Source organism: Rhodococcus sp. 06-221-2, assembly GCF_002258365.1.
GTDB classification, from domain to species: Bacteria; Actinomycetota; Actinomycetes; order Mycobacteriales; family Mycobacteriaceae; genus Rhodococcoides; species Rhodococcoides fascians.
Window position 1 is genome coordinate 371,932 of the sequence record NZ_NOYJ01000030.1, and the last position, 15,611, is coordinate 387,542.

Annotated in this window: 11 protein-coding genes and 1 tRNA gene; 2 read left to right on the plus strand and 10 right to left on the minus strand. The window is 65.1% G+C overall.

The window, feature by feature from the left end:
• Positions 1-10: 10 nt before the first annotated feature.
• From CH281_RS17950 to CH281_RS17985, 8 genes are all read right to left on the minus strand, one after another.
• Positions 11-700 carry a hypothetical protein gene (locus CH281_RS17950; protein ID WP_027497593.1) on the minus strand — a complete coding sequence of 230 codons (690 nt, stop codon included), beginning with the start codon at positions 698-700 and terminating at the stop codon, positions 11-13.
• The gene (locus CH281_RS17955; RefSeq protein ID WP_045841282.1) at positions 693-1,157 is read right to left on the minus strand and encodes an acyl-CoA thioesterase; all 465 of its coding nucleotides are present in this window, start codon (positions 1,155-1,157) and stop codon (positions 693-695) included. Before CH281_RS17955 ends, CH281_RS17950 begins: the two co-directional genes overlap by 8 nt.
• 38 nt (positions 1,158-1,195) lie before the next feature.
• Positions 1,196-6,028, minus strand: coding sequence for an NAD-glutamate dehydrogenase (locus CH281_RS17960; protein ID WP_094695006.1), 4,833 nt, complete (start codon positions 6,026-6,028; stop codon positions 1,196-1,198).
• Positions 6,029-6,163: 135 nt separating this feature from the next.
• Entirely contained in the window at positions 6,164-6,580 is a 417-nt protein-coding gene (locus CH281_RS17965; protein WP_027497596.1) for an acyl-CoA thioesterase, read from the minus strand.
• Position 6,581: 1 nt separating this feature from the next.
• Entirely contained in the window at positions 6,582-8,261 is a 1,680-nt protein-coding gene (ettA, locus tag CH281_RS17970) for an energy-dependent translational throttle protein EttA (RefSeq protein WP_027497597.1), read from the minus strand.
• 125 nt (positions 8,262-8,386) lie between these two features.
• Positions 8,387-8,875 (minus strand): single-stranded DNA-binding protein, encoded by a 489-nt coding sequence (ssb, locus tag CH281_RS17975; protein ID WP_027497598.1) that lies wholly within the window; start codon positions 8,873-8,875, stop codon positions 8,387-8,389.
• 165 nt (positions 8,876-9,040) lie between these two features.
• Positions 9,041-9,697 carry an IMPACT family protein gene (locus CH281_RS17980; RefSeq protein ID WP_032370204.1) on the minus strand — a complete coding sequence of 219 codons (657 nt, stop codon included), beginning with the start codon at positions 9,695-9,697 and terminating at the stop codon, positions 9,041-9,043.
• A gap of 50 nt (positions 9,698-9,747) precedes the next feature.
• The gene (locus CH281_RS17985; RefSeq protein ID WP_048318587.1) at positions 9,748-11,544 is read right to left on the minus strand and encodes an ABC transporter ATP-binding protein; all 1,797 of its coding nucleotides are present in this window, start codon (positions 11,542-11,544) and stop codon (positions 9,748-9,750) included.
• 82 nt (positions 11,545-11,626) lie between these two features.
• Between CH281_RS17985 and CH281_RS17990 the strand changes: the two genes are divergently transcribed.
• A complete protein-coding gene (locus tag CH281_RS17990) occupies positions 11,627-12,052 on the plus strand; it encodes a MarR family winged helix-turn-helix transcriptional regulator (RefSeq protein ID WP_053068732.1) in 426 nt (141 codons plus the stop codon).
• A 7-nt stretch (positions 12,053-12,059) separates the two neighbouring features.
• Here the strand turns inward: CH281_RS17990 and CH281_RS17995 are convergent, their stop codons facing one another.
• Positions 12,060-14,138, minus strand: a complete 2,079-nt coding sequence (locus CH281_RS17995) for a cytochrome c oxidase assembly protein (protein ID WP_179274223.1) — start codon at positions 14,136-14,138, stop codon at positions 12,060-12,062.
• A gap of 44 nt (positions 14,139-14,182) precedes the next feature.
• Entirely contained in the window at positions 14,183-15,340 is a 1,158-nt protein-coding gene (locus tag CH281_RS18000) for an XdhC family protein (protein WP_032368220.1), read from the minus strand.
• A gap of 146 nt (positions 15,341-15,486) precedes the next feature.
• On the opposite strand from CH281_RS18000, the gene CH281_RS18005 reads away from it, so the two are divergent.
• Positions 15,487-15,559, plus strand: a tRNA-Arg gene (locus CH281_RS18005).
• Positions 15,560-15,611 lie beyond the last annotated feature (52 nt).

The window sequence follows — 15,611 nt, forward strand, 5'->3', positions numbered from 1 at the left end:
CCGGCCACGCTCAGCGTTCGACGGTGAGCGACAACTGTTGGCCCGGGCGGCGAACGAACACCGACCCGAACCTGGCATCGAGGCGCAACCACACCTTGGTGGCGCGTACTCGTACCACCTCTGCGGCGGCGATCCTCTCCGGGTCGACGTCGATCGTCAACGGATCGTTACCGTCGTGCGGCACGAAACCCATTGCGGTCAAGGCGAATACGGTGCGCATGGTGACCGAGACGTCGTCGCCGTCACCGGTCACGTGCAACACCTGCTGTTCGAGCAACGAGCTCGGCGGCCCGTGACTGCTGCCGTGTTCCTTCGCCAGTGCCGCACCGCGCTGTGCGAGTCCGATGAGCACCCGCGCGGGGACGTCGTCGAGATGCTCGAATCCGCTGTCGGGAGGAAGGGTGCCACGCCAGGCGGAGTCCATCGAGAAACCCGGGTCGATCACGCCGTCGTCCGCGTTCTGCAGAGCGGACACCAACACATCGGCACCCGCACTGGTGTCGTCGGGCACGATGGTTCCCGCAATCACCCGCGCGGCGAGCGCATCGAAACCGGTTGCCGCCCAACACGACACGCCCCCGCCGGCCCGAGTGCGCAACCGAACGACAGCAGCCTCGTCCAAGCGCAATGCCCTGCTGCAGAACGTCTGGAGGTTCTCCCGCTCGACCGCATCGGGAACGGTCAGAACGCGCTCATACACGCTGCCAACTCACCAGGAACTCGCGCTCGGCGGGAGTGAGCCGACGCAGTCGCTGCGCATCGATGTCGAACGCCGCGATCTGCGTCGACGCCACCACCGCTGCCGGCGTATCCAGCGACGCCCCGCGTGCCCGCACCTCGTACCCCACGACGAAGTCCACCGCGCGGACCGCATCAATCCACATGAAGACGTCGAGGGGTCCGTCCTCGTGTCGCAGCTGCCCGCGATACTTCACGTGCAGATCGGCAATGACGGCACCGTGACGAAGATTCGCAGTCGGCCTGCCGTCCACCAGCAGCCACGGGATCCGCGCCTCTTCGAGCAACGTCACCATTCGCGCGTGGTTGATGTGTTGATACACATCCATATCCGACCACCGCACATCCACAGCGGCATGAAAGCCCACCCGCTCGGTGGCGGGTCGCTTGTCGGACAGATGGTCGTCGGGCACACTCACGCGGTCACTACCTCTTCTCGATCGAAAGTTCCATGGTGTCAGGGAACCATGTTTCTCACCTGTCGGGCGGCAACCGAGAGTGTGGCCAGGTCCAGCGTCCCCGTCTCGGCGATCTCGGTGAGCGCTGCACGCGAGCGGGCCAACCGCGACGAATTGGTCGATTCCCATTCGGCGATCTTCTCCGTGACCGACTCGTCCGGTTCGCCCGCGGCCAACACGGCCTTGGTGATTCCGCGAAGGGAGGCGTACAGATCGTCACGAAGAGCCAAGCGCGCCAACGAATGCCATCGATCGCCGCGGGCAAGCTTCGAGACCGCGGTGAGCAACCAGTCGATGCCGATGTGCGCGTCGAGCGCGAAGTAGAGCTCGGCCACCTCCGCCCCGTCCCGGTCGACGATGTCGGCGATATCGATGATGTCGAGCAGGCAGTACACGTCGAGCAAGCCGTAGATCCGACGTGCCAGCTCGGCCGGAGCACCTCGTTCCATCGCGGCCCCCGAACGCCGGTCCAGATCGACCGCCTGGTGACCGGAGATCCACGACGCGACCCGCGGCTGCAGAGCGCGAACCTGCCCGGCATAGCGACTGATCTCGGCCCCGACCGCCAACGGCTGCGGCCGATTGGCCAACAGCCACCGGGATACTCGATCGAGCATGCGACGTGATTCGAGCAGCAGCTCGGCCGACACTGCGGTGGGTACGTCGGCCGCGCGAATCGAATCCCACACCTCGTCGAGGCCGAAGATTTCGGTGGCCGCGGCGAATGCCCGGATGGCGTCGGTGCCTGCGGCACCGGAGTCCTCGGTCAACCGATACGGGTAGGTGATTCCGCCACAGTCGATGGCCTCGTTGGCGAGCGTCGTCGCCACCAGTTGACGCCGTAGCGGATGCGCCTTGATGGCATCTGCGTACGGATCCCGCAGTGGCTCGGGGAAATACTTGGGTAGCCGGGGGGCGAAGACGTCGCTGTCGGGAAGCTCGCTGTCGAGCAGTTCCGCTTCCAGTGCCAATTTCACGTGCGCCATCAACGTCGCGAGTTCCGGCGACGTCAGTCCACGCCCGTCTTGCTTGCGACGACGGAGATCGGCCTCGGTGGGCAGAGCCTCGAGCTCCCGGTCGAGCCCTCGACGCGTCTCCAGATCCTCGATCACTCGGCTGTGCACCGTCACCAGATGTGGTGCGTCGAATCTGGACGTACCGAGCAACTCGTTCTGCATGATGTTGTCCCACAACACCAATCGCCCGACCTCGTCGGTCATGGACGCAAGCAGCTCATCGCGGTCTTCGCGCGCCAGGTTTCCGTTGGTGATGGCAGTCTCGAGCAGGATCTTGATGTTGACTTCGTGATCGGAACAGTCGACGCCCGCCGAGTTGTCGACGGCGTCGGTGTTGATCTTGCCGCCGGCTGCGGCGTACTCGATTCTGCCCAGTGCGGTGGCACCGAGGTTTCCGCCCTCCCCCACCACGGCCGCTCGCACATCCACGCCGTCGACCCGCACTGCATCGTTGGCCTTGTCGCCGACTTCGGCGTTGCTCTCACTGGATGCCTTGATGTAGGTGCCGATTCCGCCGTTCCACAGCAGATCGGCGGGGGCCTTGAGGATCGCGTTCACCAACTCGGGTGGTGACAGTGCAGCAACCGATTCGTCCAACCCGAGGGCCGAACGTGCTGCGGCGCTGATGGGTACGGATTTGCGGGTCCGCTCCCACACCCCTCCGCCGGCACTGATGAGCGAGGTGTCGTAGTCCGCCCACGACGACCGCGGCAGGGCGAACAAGCGCTCCCGCTCGACGAACGACGACTCCCGATCGGGATCGGGGTCGAGAAAGATGTGCCGGTGGTCGAACGCCGCGAGCAAGCGAATGTGTCGGCTCAGCAGCATGCCGTTACCGAATACGTCTCCGCTCATGTCGCCGACGCCGACGACCGTGAAATCCTGACTCTGCGTGTCGATTCCGAGCTCACGGAAGTGCCGCTTGACGCTCTCCCACGCACCCTTCGCGGTGATTCCCATGGCTTTGTGGTCGTATCCGGCAGATCCACCGGATGCGAAGGCGTCACCGAGCCAGAATCCGTACTCGGCAGCGATGCCGTTGGCCATGTCGGAGAAGGTCGCGGTGCCCTTGTCCGCCGCGACGACGAGGTAGGTGTCGTCTCCGTCGCGGCGCACCACCCCGGTAGGTACCGATACCGACCCGGTAGCGCGGTCGAGATTGTCGGTGATGTCGAGCAACCCGGCGATGAACAGTCGGTAGCAGGCTTTGCCTTCCTCGGCGTATGCCTGTCGATCTCGGTCGGCTTCACCGGTGGTCACCGGAGGACGCTTGACGACGAATCCACCCTTGGCCCCGACGGGCACGATGACTGCGTTCTTGACCATCTGAGCCTTGGCGAGCCCGAGAATCTCCGTCCGGAAGTCCTCCCGTCGATCGGACCAGCGCAACCCGCCTCGGGCCACCGCACCGAACCTCAGATGCACCCCCTCGACGCGCGGGGAGTACACGAAGATCTCGAACGTGGGCTTCGGTTTGGGCAGCTCTGCGATGGATTGCGGGTCGAACTTGAGCGAGAGGTACGGGCGATGTGCACCGTCGGATCCCACCACGAAGTGGTTGGTGCGCAACGTCGCTCGAATGAGCTCGAACATGCTGCGCAGAATGCGGTCGGCATCGAGGCTGACGACCTCGTCGATCAGCTCGCCGAGCTGGGTTCCGATGGCCTGCGCGTCCGCCTCGGCACTGGTCTCGGGGTCGAACTGCGCCTCGAACAGTCCGACGAGCAGCCGCGCGGTACGCGGATGCGCCAGGAGGACGCCCTCGATGTTGAACTGACTGTAGGGAAAACCCGCCTGCCGCAGGTACTTGGCGTAGGCACGCAACACCACGGCCTGCCGCCAGTGCAGACCTGCACGCATCACCAGTTCGTTGAAACGATCCGCTTCTGCCGCGCCGCTCCACACGGCCGCGAATGCGTCGGTGAATCGATGCTGGACCCGGCTCTCGCGATCGGCCGTGCCTGCCTCGGACAGCTCGGCGTCGATGTCCCCGTCGATGGCCGAGCGCAACATCTCACGCGAGGCGGAGAGGCCGAAATCGTATATCCAGCAGGACATTCCGTCCGGACGCACCACCGGGTACGGCCGCTCGTCGTCGACCTCCACACCGAGACTCTGCAGAATGGGCAACACCTGGGACAGTGATACGCCCGCACCGCCGATGTACAGCGAGAAGCGCCAACTCCCCACGGCCGAACGCTCGTTTCGGTAGAGCTGCATGTCGATCGCTTCGTCGCCGAGTGCTTCGAGGCGGGCAATGTCCGTGACGGCCCTGGCCGGACTGAAGTCCTGCTTGTACGCCTCGGGAAAAGCCTCGGTGTAGCGCTGAATGCGCGCCGGGTCGACGGCTCGGTCGAGGGACACGGCGTCACCCAACGAGTCCTCCCACGTCCGGGTGGTCTCGGTCAGCGCCGCTTCGATCCGGGTGATGTCGTCGGCGGACAGGTGGGGAGAGACGGTGCCCGGTGCGCGGCGCACCGTCACGTGCAGCAGCGCGAGATCCGATTCGGTGACGCGTGCGGTGTAGTCGAGCGAGGTGCCACCGAGCTCTCGGAGCAGTCGGTCCTGGATCGCGAGTCGGACGCGAGTGGTGTAGCGATCTCGCGGCAGGTACACCAGAGCACTGACGAAGGACCCACTCGCATCGGGTCGCACGAACAGCTTGACCTTGCGCCGGCGACCCAGCGCCAGAACAGCACTCGCCGTTTCGAACAGCCACGAAGCAGAGGTCGCGAACAGTTCCGACCGCGGCATCGACTGCAGCACCTCGAGCATGGCCTGGCCGGAGAAGGACCCGAGATCATGGCCGGCCTTGGCGATCACCGACCGCACTCGACGCTCGATCACCGGAATGTCGAGGACGTTCTCGTGCAGCGCGGTGACGGTGAAGACTCCGACGAATCGATGCTCGGCGGAGTCGTCGGCGTCGATCACACTGACGAAATAGGGGTAGACAGCACGATGAACCGTGGCGGGGTTCGGACCCTGCGTCAGAGCAACCAGGTCGCGCTCACCGACCGGTTCGGGTCCGTCTCCATGTTGACCGGCATCGCGCAGCACACCCAGGCTGCTCGATTCCACACCCGTTGCGGTTCGGTTACCGTCGCTACCGTCGATCGTGTATCTGCGGTAACCCAGCAAGGTGTAATGGCCGTCGCCCAGCCAACGCAGCAAGGCAGCCGCATCCCGGTGTGCGACGGCTGGTTCGGAGTCGGTGTCGCCGGACGTCGCGGCGACACCGTCCAACCGATCGGCCACGGCAGCCTGCACGCGACGCATCTCGTCGGTGTCGCCGACGACCTGACGCACATCGGCGAGTACTCGACTCGTCTCCTCTTCCAACTGCGCGACGGCATCGTCGGAGGTGGACGGGTGCAGCTGCACGTGTATCCAGGACTCGGCGATGCCGGCCGAGCTCAGCCCGACGAGCACTCCTTCTGCGTTCCGATCGACGGTGAGGATGGGATGAACCACGTCGGTGTATTCGATGCCGAGACGCGAGAGCAGCGACATGATCGATTCGACCAGCAACGGCATGTCGTCGGTGACGATTTGTAGGTAGCTTCCCGCTACCTGCTGTGCTGCAGACTCGTTCGGTCGGTGGACCGCCACATTCGCCGTCCCCGGCAGCCGCTCTGCGGCGAGCCGAACGTGCCGCCGAAAAGAGGTGATGTCGGGGGTATGCGCGGACACTGCGACCGCAGTGGCGTCGGTGTGCTCGAAATACTCCGTACGCAATGTCGCCAACTCGGCCACAAGCCTGTCGTCGAGCCCGTCGGCCCAGTCGTCGTCGGTCAGGTCAAGCGAGCGTGACATTGTTTTCGAGTACTCCCTCGTGAGGATTTCCCGACGCCCGCCGATCGCCGGTCGTCGATGACCCCTCGACCCTAGTGCGGGTGACCCCGCAACCGCAGAGATCTCGGGAACCAGCGCGTCAGGCCGATCCGGCAGTCACGACGAATCGCTGTGGAGATACTCGCTCAGTGCAGTTCGTTCGTGTTCGCGCAGCGGCCTGGACGAGGAGGTGTCGAGATCGAAGGCCACCATCAGTGCCTCCGCGTCTGCACACACCGTTCCGTTTCGATCGGTGACGACGTGCCGAACGCCGTACGAGGTGGTTCCGATACGAGTGATCCACAGCTCGATCACCAGCGGGCCGGAGTCGTCGAGGATCGGGTGCAAGAAGTTGGTGGTCAACGTACGAACCACCACCGCGCCGCGACCTTTCGAGCCCCCCAGGACCGCGTTCAGAAACTGAACGCGGCCTTCCTGGAGGTACTCGACGAACCGGGTGTTGTTGACGTGCCCGAGGCGGTCGGAATCACCCCACCGCACCTGAAGTGTGCAGGTGAAGGTCTGTGCCGACATGTCAGTCTCGGGTCAGCTTCCGGTGCGTGACGCGGTGGGGACGCGCCGCGTCGGGACCGAGCCGCTCGACCTTGTTGGCCTCGTAGCCCTCGAAGTTGCCCTCGTACCAGTACCAGGCAGCCTCGTTGTCTCCGAAGCCGCCTTCCCACGCCAGGATGTGGGTGCAGGTGCGGTCCAGGAACCACCGGTCGTGCGAGATGACCACGGCGCAACCGGGGAATTCCTCGAGCGCGTTCTCGAGCGATCCGAGTGTCTCGACGTCGAGGTCGTTGGTCGGCTCGTCGAGCAGGATCAGGTTGCCGCCCTGCTTGAGCGTCATTGCCAGGTTCAGACGGTTGCGCTCACCGCCGGAGAGAACTCCGGCGGGCTTCTGCTGATCGTGGCCCTTGAATCCGAACGAGCTGATGTACGCGCGCGACGGGAATTCCGAGTTGCCCACGGTGATGAAGTCCAGGCCGTCGGAGACCGTTTCCCAGACCGTCTTCTTCGAGTCGATGCCCGAGCGGTTCTGGTCGACGTAGCTGAGCTTGACGGTCTGCCCGATCTTCACCTCGCCGCCGTCCGGCTCCTCGAGCCCGACGATGGTCTTGAACAGCGTCGTCTTGCCGACACCGTTGGGTCCGATGACGCCGACGATTCCGTTGCGCGGCAACGTGAACGACAGATCCTTGATCAGCACGCGGCCGTCGAAGCCCTTGTCCAGGCTCTTGACCTCGACCACGACGTCGCCGAGGCGCGGCGGGTTGGGGATCTGGATCTCGTCGAAGTCGAGCTTCCTGGTCTTCTCGGCCTCGGCCACCATCTCGTCGTAGCGAGCCAGACGAGACTTGCTCTTGGCCTGGCGAGCCTTGGCACCGGAGCGAACCCAGGCGAGTTCGTCCTTGAGCCGCTTCTGCAGCTTCTGGTCCTTCTTGCCCGAGACCTCCAGGCGCTCGGCCTTCTTCTCCAGGTACGTCGAGTAGTTGCCCTCGTACGGGTACAGATGTCCGCGGTCGACCTCGGCGATCCACTGCGCGACGTGGTCGAGGAAGTACCGGTCGTGAGTCACGGCGAGAATGGCACCGGCGTAGGCGGCCAAGTGCTGCTCGAGCCACAGCACACTCTCGGCGTCGAGGTGGTTGGTCGGCTCGTCGAGCAGCAACAGGTCGGGCTTGCTGAGCAGCAGCTTGCACAGGGCGACGCGACGCTTCTCACCACCGGAGAGGTTGGTGACCGGGGACTCGGGCGGCGGGCAGCGCAGCGCGTCCATCGCCTGTTCGAGCTGCGAGTCGATCTCCCAGGCGTCGGCGTGGTCGAGCTTTTCCTGCAACTCGCCCATCTCTTCCATGAGCTCGTCGGAGTAATCGGTTGCCATCAGCTCGGCGATCTCGTTGTAGCGCTTGAGCTGGACCATCGTCTCGCCGAGGCCGTCCTCGACGTTCTCGCGAACGGTCTTGGTGTCGTCGAGAATCGGCTCCTGCATGAGAATGCCGACCGAGGCACCGGGAGCGAGGAACGCCTCACCGTTTCCGGGCTGATCGATTCCCGCCATGATCTTGAGGATGCTCGACTTACCGGCGCCGTTCGGGCCGACGACGCCGATCTTCGCTCCCGGGTAGAAGCTCATCGTCACGTCGTCGAGGATGACTTTGTCGCCGTGCGCCTTGCGCACCTTCTTCATGGTGTAAATGAATTCAGCCATGCCGCCCAGCTTATCGGTGCGGCCGCGTCGGAACACCATCGACCGAGTCCGCGCCGAGCCCACATCCGTCGTCCGCGGTCGTGCGCGGGTTGCATCCACCGGGGACGACGGATGTCGGCGGGCCGTCAGGCGGGTACCGCCTCGCGGACGTCGTCACCGATTCGATCGTGATCCGGCTCGTCCTCCGGTGGTTCGGCGGCACCCCGATCGTCGTCGGTGAGTGCCTCGTCTGCAGGTACTTCGGGCGCGACCGTCCTGGTCCGCTGGATTGCCACGTTGCAGCGCGCAAGGTCCGGCCCGACGGCGCTGGCCCGCATCTCGAGGTCGGATCGTTCGACGCCGTCGCGATTGGTGTATTCGTTGGTGCGCAGCTGTCCGTAGGCGATGATCGGATCGCCCTTCATCAACGATGCGCCGACGCCGCGCACGAGTCGACGCCAGCACGTGACCGTGAGATAGAGGGTGCCGCCGTCGGTCCATTCACCGGTGTTGCGGTCCTGCCGTCGGGCATTGCTCGCCATCCGAAAGCTGAGGACCTCGTCGCCGGTGGGCGTGGAGCGCTTGACGGGATTGGTGATGACGGTGCCCACAACAGCGCACTGAGCTTCGTACATGGTGTCTTCCTCTCGATGGATGTCGCGTGATTGCGATCGAGATCGACACTGCTACGCCGGAGCCACCCGTGACGGACGTGTTCGCGAAATGTGGACAACCGCTGAGCCTGTGGATGAACGTCCAGGATCGGCTGGTCATGACGCCACTCGTGTCGGACCGGTGTGCTACTCGGCTGTCTCTACGTAGACATGCCCACCGAGAGCCGGCACCACCCGTCCGGCGGTGAGCGACGCCACCAGCGCTGCAGTCGAATCGGCGTCTGCGACGGCGACGGTGAGCACGGCTCGAGTGTCGTAGGCGGTATCGAGCACCAAGGCCCCGTGTCCGCGTAGCTCCGATTCGACCCGTCCCACCTCGGCATGGTCGAGTTCGAGGGTCAGCACGTCGCGTCGCTCTCGGGTGAGAAACCGAGCCCGGGCAAGTGCCTCGGTGACCGCACCGCCGTAGGCGCGGGCCAATCCGCCGGTACCGAGCTTGGTGCCACCGAAATATCTGCCGACCACCGCGACCACGTTGGTCAGCCCATGACCGCGCAACACCTCGAGCATCGGCGTTCCTGCCGTGCCGCTGGGTTCGCCGTCGTCGTTGGATCGCTCGATGCGGTGGGTCAAGTCTTCGTGGACGACAACGATGCCTGCAGCCGAGGATTCGACGATGAATGCCGAACAGTGATGTCCGGCAGTCGGATCCGCTTTCCGCGCCGCTGCGATGACCGCGCGAGCGTCGGCCTCGGTGCTCGCCCTGTCCACCACGGTGACGAACCGCGATCTCTTGACCTCGGTCTCGCACACAACCCGGCCGGCGATCGTTCGAAGCTCCATCACGCGGCAGCCCAGCTCATGCAACAACCCTGCTCATGCAGCAACCCCGCTCATGCAGCAACGCTGTCCACGACATCGTCTGCGGCACGGACCAATTGGGCGTACATACCGTCTTCGGCGAGCAGCGCCTCGTGGCTTCCGACCTCGCGCACGATGCCGTGATCGAGTACCGCGATGGCGTCTGCTGCTCGCACGGTGGACAGGCGATGGGCGATCAGAATGGTGGTACGCCCGTGCATCAAACCGTCGAGCGCTGTCTGCACTGCGCGTTCGGTGCGATTGTCCAGGGCGCTCGTCGCTTCGTCGAGCACCAGAATCGGCGGGTTGCGCAGGACAGTTCGGGCGATTGCGATGCGCTGCTTCTCACCGCCGGAGAATCGGTAGCCGCGCTCGCCGACCATCGTGTCGTAACCGTCGTCGAGGCCGTCGATGAAGTCGTGAATCTGGGCCGTCCGAGCGGCAGCCACGATCTCGTCGTCGGTGGCGTCGGGTTTGGCGAACCGCAGGTTCTCCCTGATGGTGGCGTGGAACAGGTAGGTCTCCTGAGAGACGACGCCCACCAGGTCGGCAATGTTCTCCGACGCCAGGTGCCGCAAGTCGACACCGTCGATGGTCACCGAGCCGGCTGTCGGATCATGCAGGCGGGCAACGAGGTATCCCAGCGTGGTCTTGCCCGATCCGGTTGCGCCGACGAGCGCGAGCGTGCTCCCGGCCGGTACGTCGAGATCGATGTTGCACAACGTCGGGACAGTCGCGGCGGCATAGGTGAAGTCGACGCCGCGGAAAGCGACATCGCCGCGCACGCTCTCTCGCGAGAGTGTGACCGGGTGCTCGGGTTCGGCGACATCGATGGGCAGATCGAGATACTCGAAGACTCTGCCGAACAACGCCAAGGATGCCTGTACTTCGACGCCGGTGTTGAGCAATTGCATGGTGGGCCGGAACAATTGCGTCTGCAATGCGGTGAACGCGACCAGGGTGCCGATCGTCAACGCACTCCCCTGACCGATGGTGATGCCGGCGAACCAGTACACCAGAGCGGGCATCACGGCGAAGCTGATCTGAATTGTCGCCATCCGCCACTTGCCCGCCATCATTGCGGCCAGTTCGACACCGGCCACCTCGTGCGATCGGTCGGCGAATTTGTCGGTCAACGCCTGGGCGGAACCGGTGGTCTTGCCCAGAAGAATTCCACTGACGGACAGTGATTCCTCGATCTGGACGGACAGATCGCTGAGCAATTTCTGCCGCTTGGTCGAGATCTTGCGACGCTCGTCGCCGATACGGCGAGCCACTCGCACGAAGATCGGCAGGATGATCAGTGAGAACGTGGCGAGCTTCCAATCGAGCAGGAAGAGCGCGACCACGGTCGCAGCGACCGTCGTGGCGTTCTGCGCGATGGACGTCGCGGTGTTGGTGACGACGGATTGCATGCCGCCGATGTCGTTCGCGATACGCGATTGCACCTCACCGGTGCGCGTTCGCGCGAAGAATCCGAGGGACTGTCTCTGAAGATGCGAATAGACCTGCACGCGCAGATCGTGCATGAGCTGCTGACCGACGCCGTTGGACATCCAGGTCTGCACCACGCCGAGGGTGTTGGTGGCGACTGCAACAGCGATCATGCCGACCGCGATGAGGCTGACGAGCGTGACGTCGCGGTCGGGAATTGCATGATCGAGGAGTTCGCGAAGAAGTAGAGGAGAGGCGAGCGCAATGATGGCGCTGGCCACGATGATCGCGCTGACGACAGCGATCTTGCGCCGGTACGGCGTGAACAGAGCCAGGACTCGTCGGACGGGCGCTGGATCGGAAGCGAGTGGTACGCGTTCGGGACGGCTTTCCAAGTAGACCTCCGTGGTAGCTGAAGTAATATGCAGAGGTTACCTCACTATGAGGTTGCGGGCAAGCCTCGCTATGATCCGTCGTATGGACACCGGACACTCGCCCAACCTGAGCGATTCGTTCATGGCCGTTGCCCGAAGGATTCGGCGAAGCCACATGACTGCGCTGGAGCCGTTCGGACTCAACCCGTCGCAGAGCAGGGCCTTGCACGTCTTGGCCCGCGAACGAGAATCGGTCCGCTTGCGTGATCTGGCCGAGCACCTCCGCATCGTCGCTCGATCGGCCACCGACATCGTCGACTCACTCGAAGCGGCAGAACTGGTGACGCGAGCGCCGGACCCGAGTGATCGCCGCGCTGTCCTGGTCGAGCTGACCGACGCCGGCCGCGCCCTGCTCGACCGCGTCGACGAGGCACGACGTCAGGTGTCCGCGGACATGTTCGACGGCCTCGAGCCGGCCGAACGCACCGAACTCGACCGGCTTCTGCACAAGATCGCCGGCAGCGACTGAAACGACGCTACTGCCCGCCGTCGCGATCGCGACGGGCCAGCTCGGCGAACATCGCGTTGTGCGCGGCCAGGTCGGCGTCGTGGTCACGCTCGGCGGCTCTGTCACCGCGCCTGGCGTCGCGATCGTCGCTGCGGGACCACTGGATCAGCAGTGCGAGCATGACCAGCACCAGAGGCACCTCGCCGGTTGCCCACGCGATGCCGCCACCGAGCTTCTGGTCCCCCAGTAGGTCGGAGTTCCAGTCGAGGCCGAGCGTGCGGTAGAACCAGGCACCCATGACGGTGTTCATGCTCATCAGCGCCACACCGAAGAACGCATGGAACGGCAGTGAGCCGAACACCACGGCGAGTTTGGTGACCGGAGCAATCTTGCGCGGAGACGGATCGACGCCGATGACCGTCCAGTAGAATAGGTATCCGCTGAGCACGAAGTGCAGGTTCATCAACAGATGAGCTCCGTGACTGTCCAGAACGGCCCCGAAGATTCCGCCGAGATAGAGCACGTAGAAGCCGCCCACGAAGATCAGCGCCGCGACGAGCGGGTGGGTGACGAACTGCGACAGTCGACTGTGCAGGCCCATCAGCAACCACTCGCGCATCCCCGGGACGCCGTCCTTGCCTGCCGCGGGCAGGACACGCAACGCCAACGTCAGTGCACCACCGAGCGCGAGCAGAACCGGCGCGAGCATCGACAGCATCATGTGTCCGGTCATGTGCACGCTGAACACTGCCGTGGAATACCGTCCTATGCCCGAAGACGTACTGATCAGCAGTGTGAGGCAGCCCAGGACCCAGGCGACGGTGCGACCGACGGGCCACGCGTCGCCGCGCAGTCGCAGCCGACGGACCCCGATCAGGTACACCACGGCCATCACGATCGCGGCGGTGCCGAAGATCAGGTCGAAGCGCCAATCAAAAGCCATACGGGCGAACGTCGGCGGTCCGCTGAGGTCGTATCCGAGCGCGGCCTCGGTCGGCGTCAGGTTGGGGTCGATCTCGGCGGGCGGAGGTGTTCGCCCGAGGCCGACGGCCAGGCCGACCGTCGCGGCGAGAACGAGCACCTCGGCCCCGGCGAACCGGAGCAGCGGTCCACGGGCGGTGGGATCGGCGATCAGTGCGGGCAGAGCACGACGCCGCTGCATCCAGCCGAACCCGCCGAGCACGATCAACGCGAGAATCTTGCCCACGATCAGCAGGCCGTACGTCGTGGTGAACAGGTCGGCGAGGGACACCCGAACCAGGGCGTTGATGACTCCACTGATGCCCATGACGACGAAGCAGACGCCGGCGATCGTGGAGAACCGCCGAGCAGCGACGTCGGTGTGCGCGCCGCGTCTGCGAACATGTGCAAGCAGTGCGAACAGCCCGCCCGCCCACAACGACGCGGCACCGAGGTGCAGGATCAGCGAGTTGGTCGCGATGTCGTGCGATCCGCCCGCCGAGGAGTGACCACTGAGCGCAATGGGCAGCAGGGTGGCCAGCGAGAATCCGAGCAGCGCAGGCGTCCAGGACCACCGCAGTACCGTCCGCGAGGCAATGGCGACGACGACGGCCATGATGGCCGTCCAACGCCACGCACTGGCGATCTCCACCTGATCCAGCGCGATCCACAGATTCGCCGGCTTCACGGCCTCGGCGAACGGCTGGCCGGAGGTGTCGGACAGCGTCAGCGGCACGAGGAGAAGCGCACATACGGCCCAGACGATGGATGCGACCGAGCCGGTGCGAACCGCCCGGTAGCCGTCCACGTCGAGCACGCCGTTCTTCTGCGGCGGAACCAGGAACGCCGCCAGCAGGAACGAGCCGACCGCGATGACCGCTGCGATCTCACCGATCGCACGCAGGGCGGGCAGTCCGTAGGTGGTGGCCGGGCCGGGATCAGGGATACCGAGCAGGACCAACGCGTCCGACGCGGACAGCATGACGATCAGGGCAGCGACGACACCGGCGATGACGCCGGCAGTGACGAGCACCGACGTGGTTGTCGAGCGGGGATCTGCACTGCCCGCACCCTCGTCCGACCGCACATCGCCGGTGGAGTCCCCGGCGTGCGACGGGTCGGTCTTGTCGAGATCCGGTGTGGCCATACCACCAGAGTAAGAGGTGTTCGGCAGTACTCGAAACGCGAGTCCTACACAGCGTCGTACTTTGCCCCGTCCTCGGCGTCCAGCGAGTCGTGGTGGATGCGTCCGTGCTGCTGCCGGAGAGGCGTCCCGCTCCCGCCCCATCTCTGGGCGATGATCTCCGCCGCAATGGACACCGCGGTCTCCTGCGGCGTGCGTGCACCCAGGTCGAGTCCGATCGGGCTCGACAATCGCGCGAGTTCGGTCTCGGTCACTCCTGCCGCCCGTAACCGGGCGATGCGGTCGTCATGGGTTCGCCGCGAGCCCATCGCTCCGACGAACGCCAGGGCCGGAATCCGCAACGCCACTTCGAGCAGTGGCACATCGAACTTCGGGTCGTGAGTCAACACACAGACCACGGTCCTCTCGTCCAACTCCCCCGCCGCCCACTGTTGGTTCAGGTAGTCGTGCGGCCACGCGACCACCACCTGCTCGGCAGCGGGAAAGCGCTGCGGGGTCGCAAACACGGATCGGGCGTCGCAGACGGTGACGCGGTAGCCCAGAAAGGCACCCTGCTGCGCAACCGCCGCAGCGAAGTCGATGGCACCGAACACGAGCATTCTCGGCGACGGCGCATGACTGGACACGAACACCTGCATTCCCCGACCGCGGCGCTGGCCGTCGGTTCCATACGTCAGAACAGTCGAACGTCCCGCTGCAAGTAGCCCTTTCGCGTCGTCGGCAATGGCGGCGTCCGCCCGCGAGCTGCCGAGGGAACCGCGAATACCCGACTCCGTCAGAACTGCTCTCCGACCGACCCGTGTTGCGTCGGCATGAGCGATCACGGTGGCCACTGCAACCGGGACGTTGCGGCGCACGTTCGCCACGACGTCACCGAACTCGGGAAAGGTGTGCTTCGACACCGCCTGCACGAACACATCCAGCGTTCCCCCACACGTGAGCCCGACTGCGAATGCGTCGTCGTCCGACACCCCGTATCGAGTGAGTATCGGGGTACCGGACTGCATCACGTCCTGCGCCGACTCGTACACGGCACCCTCGACGCAGCCGCCGGACACCGAACCGGCGACCGCACCGTCCTGGCCGACCATCATCGACGCACCCACAGGACGCGGCGCGGAGTCGAATGTCTGCACGACCGTTGCCACCGCGGCCGCGTCGCCGGTCTGCCAGGCGTGCAGCAGCTCGTCCAGAATGTCGTGCATCGAACCTCCTTCGGGTGCCGGCCGGAACGTCTACGACATCACAGGCTTCCCCCTGCACTGCTCCCTCAACCCATGCCGGTGTGATCGCCGTAGGCGGAAAGGTACACTCGTCAACCGTGCTCGAGCGGGCCTGTCCGCGCGTGCCAGCCTCCGTAGCTCAGGGGATAGAGCAAGGGCCTTCTAATCCCTTGGTCGCAGGTTCGAATCCTGCCGGGGGCACCCTCTGACCAGCGCGAACGCTGGCCGACTCGCGTTACTGTGGTTGACTTCG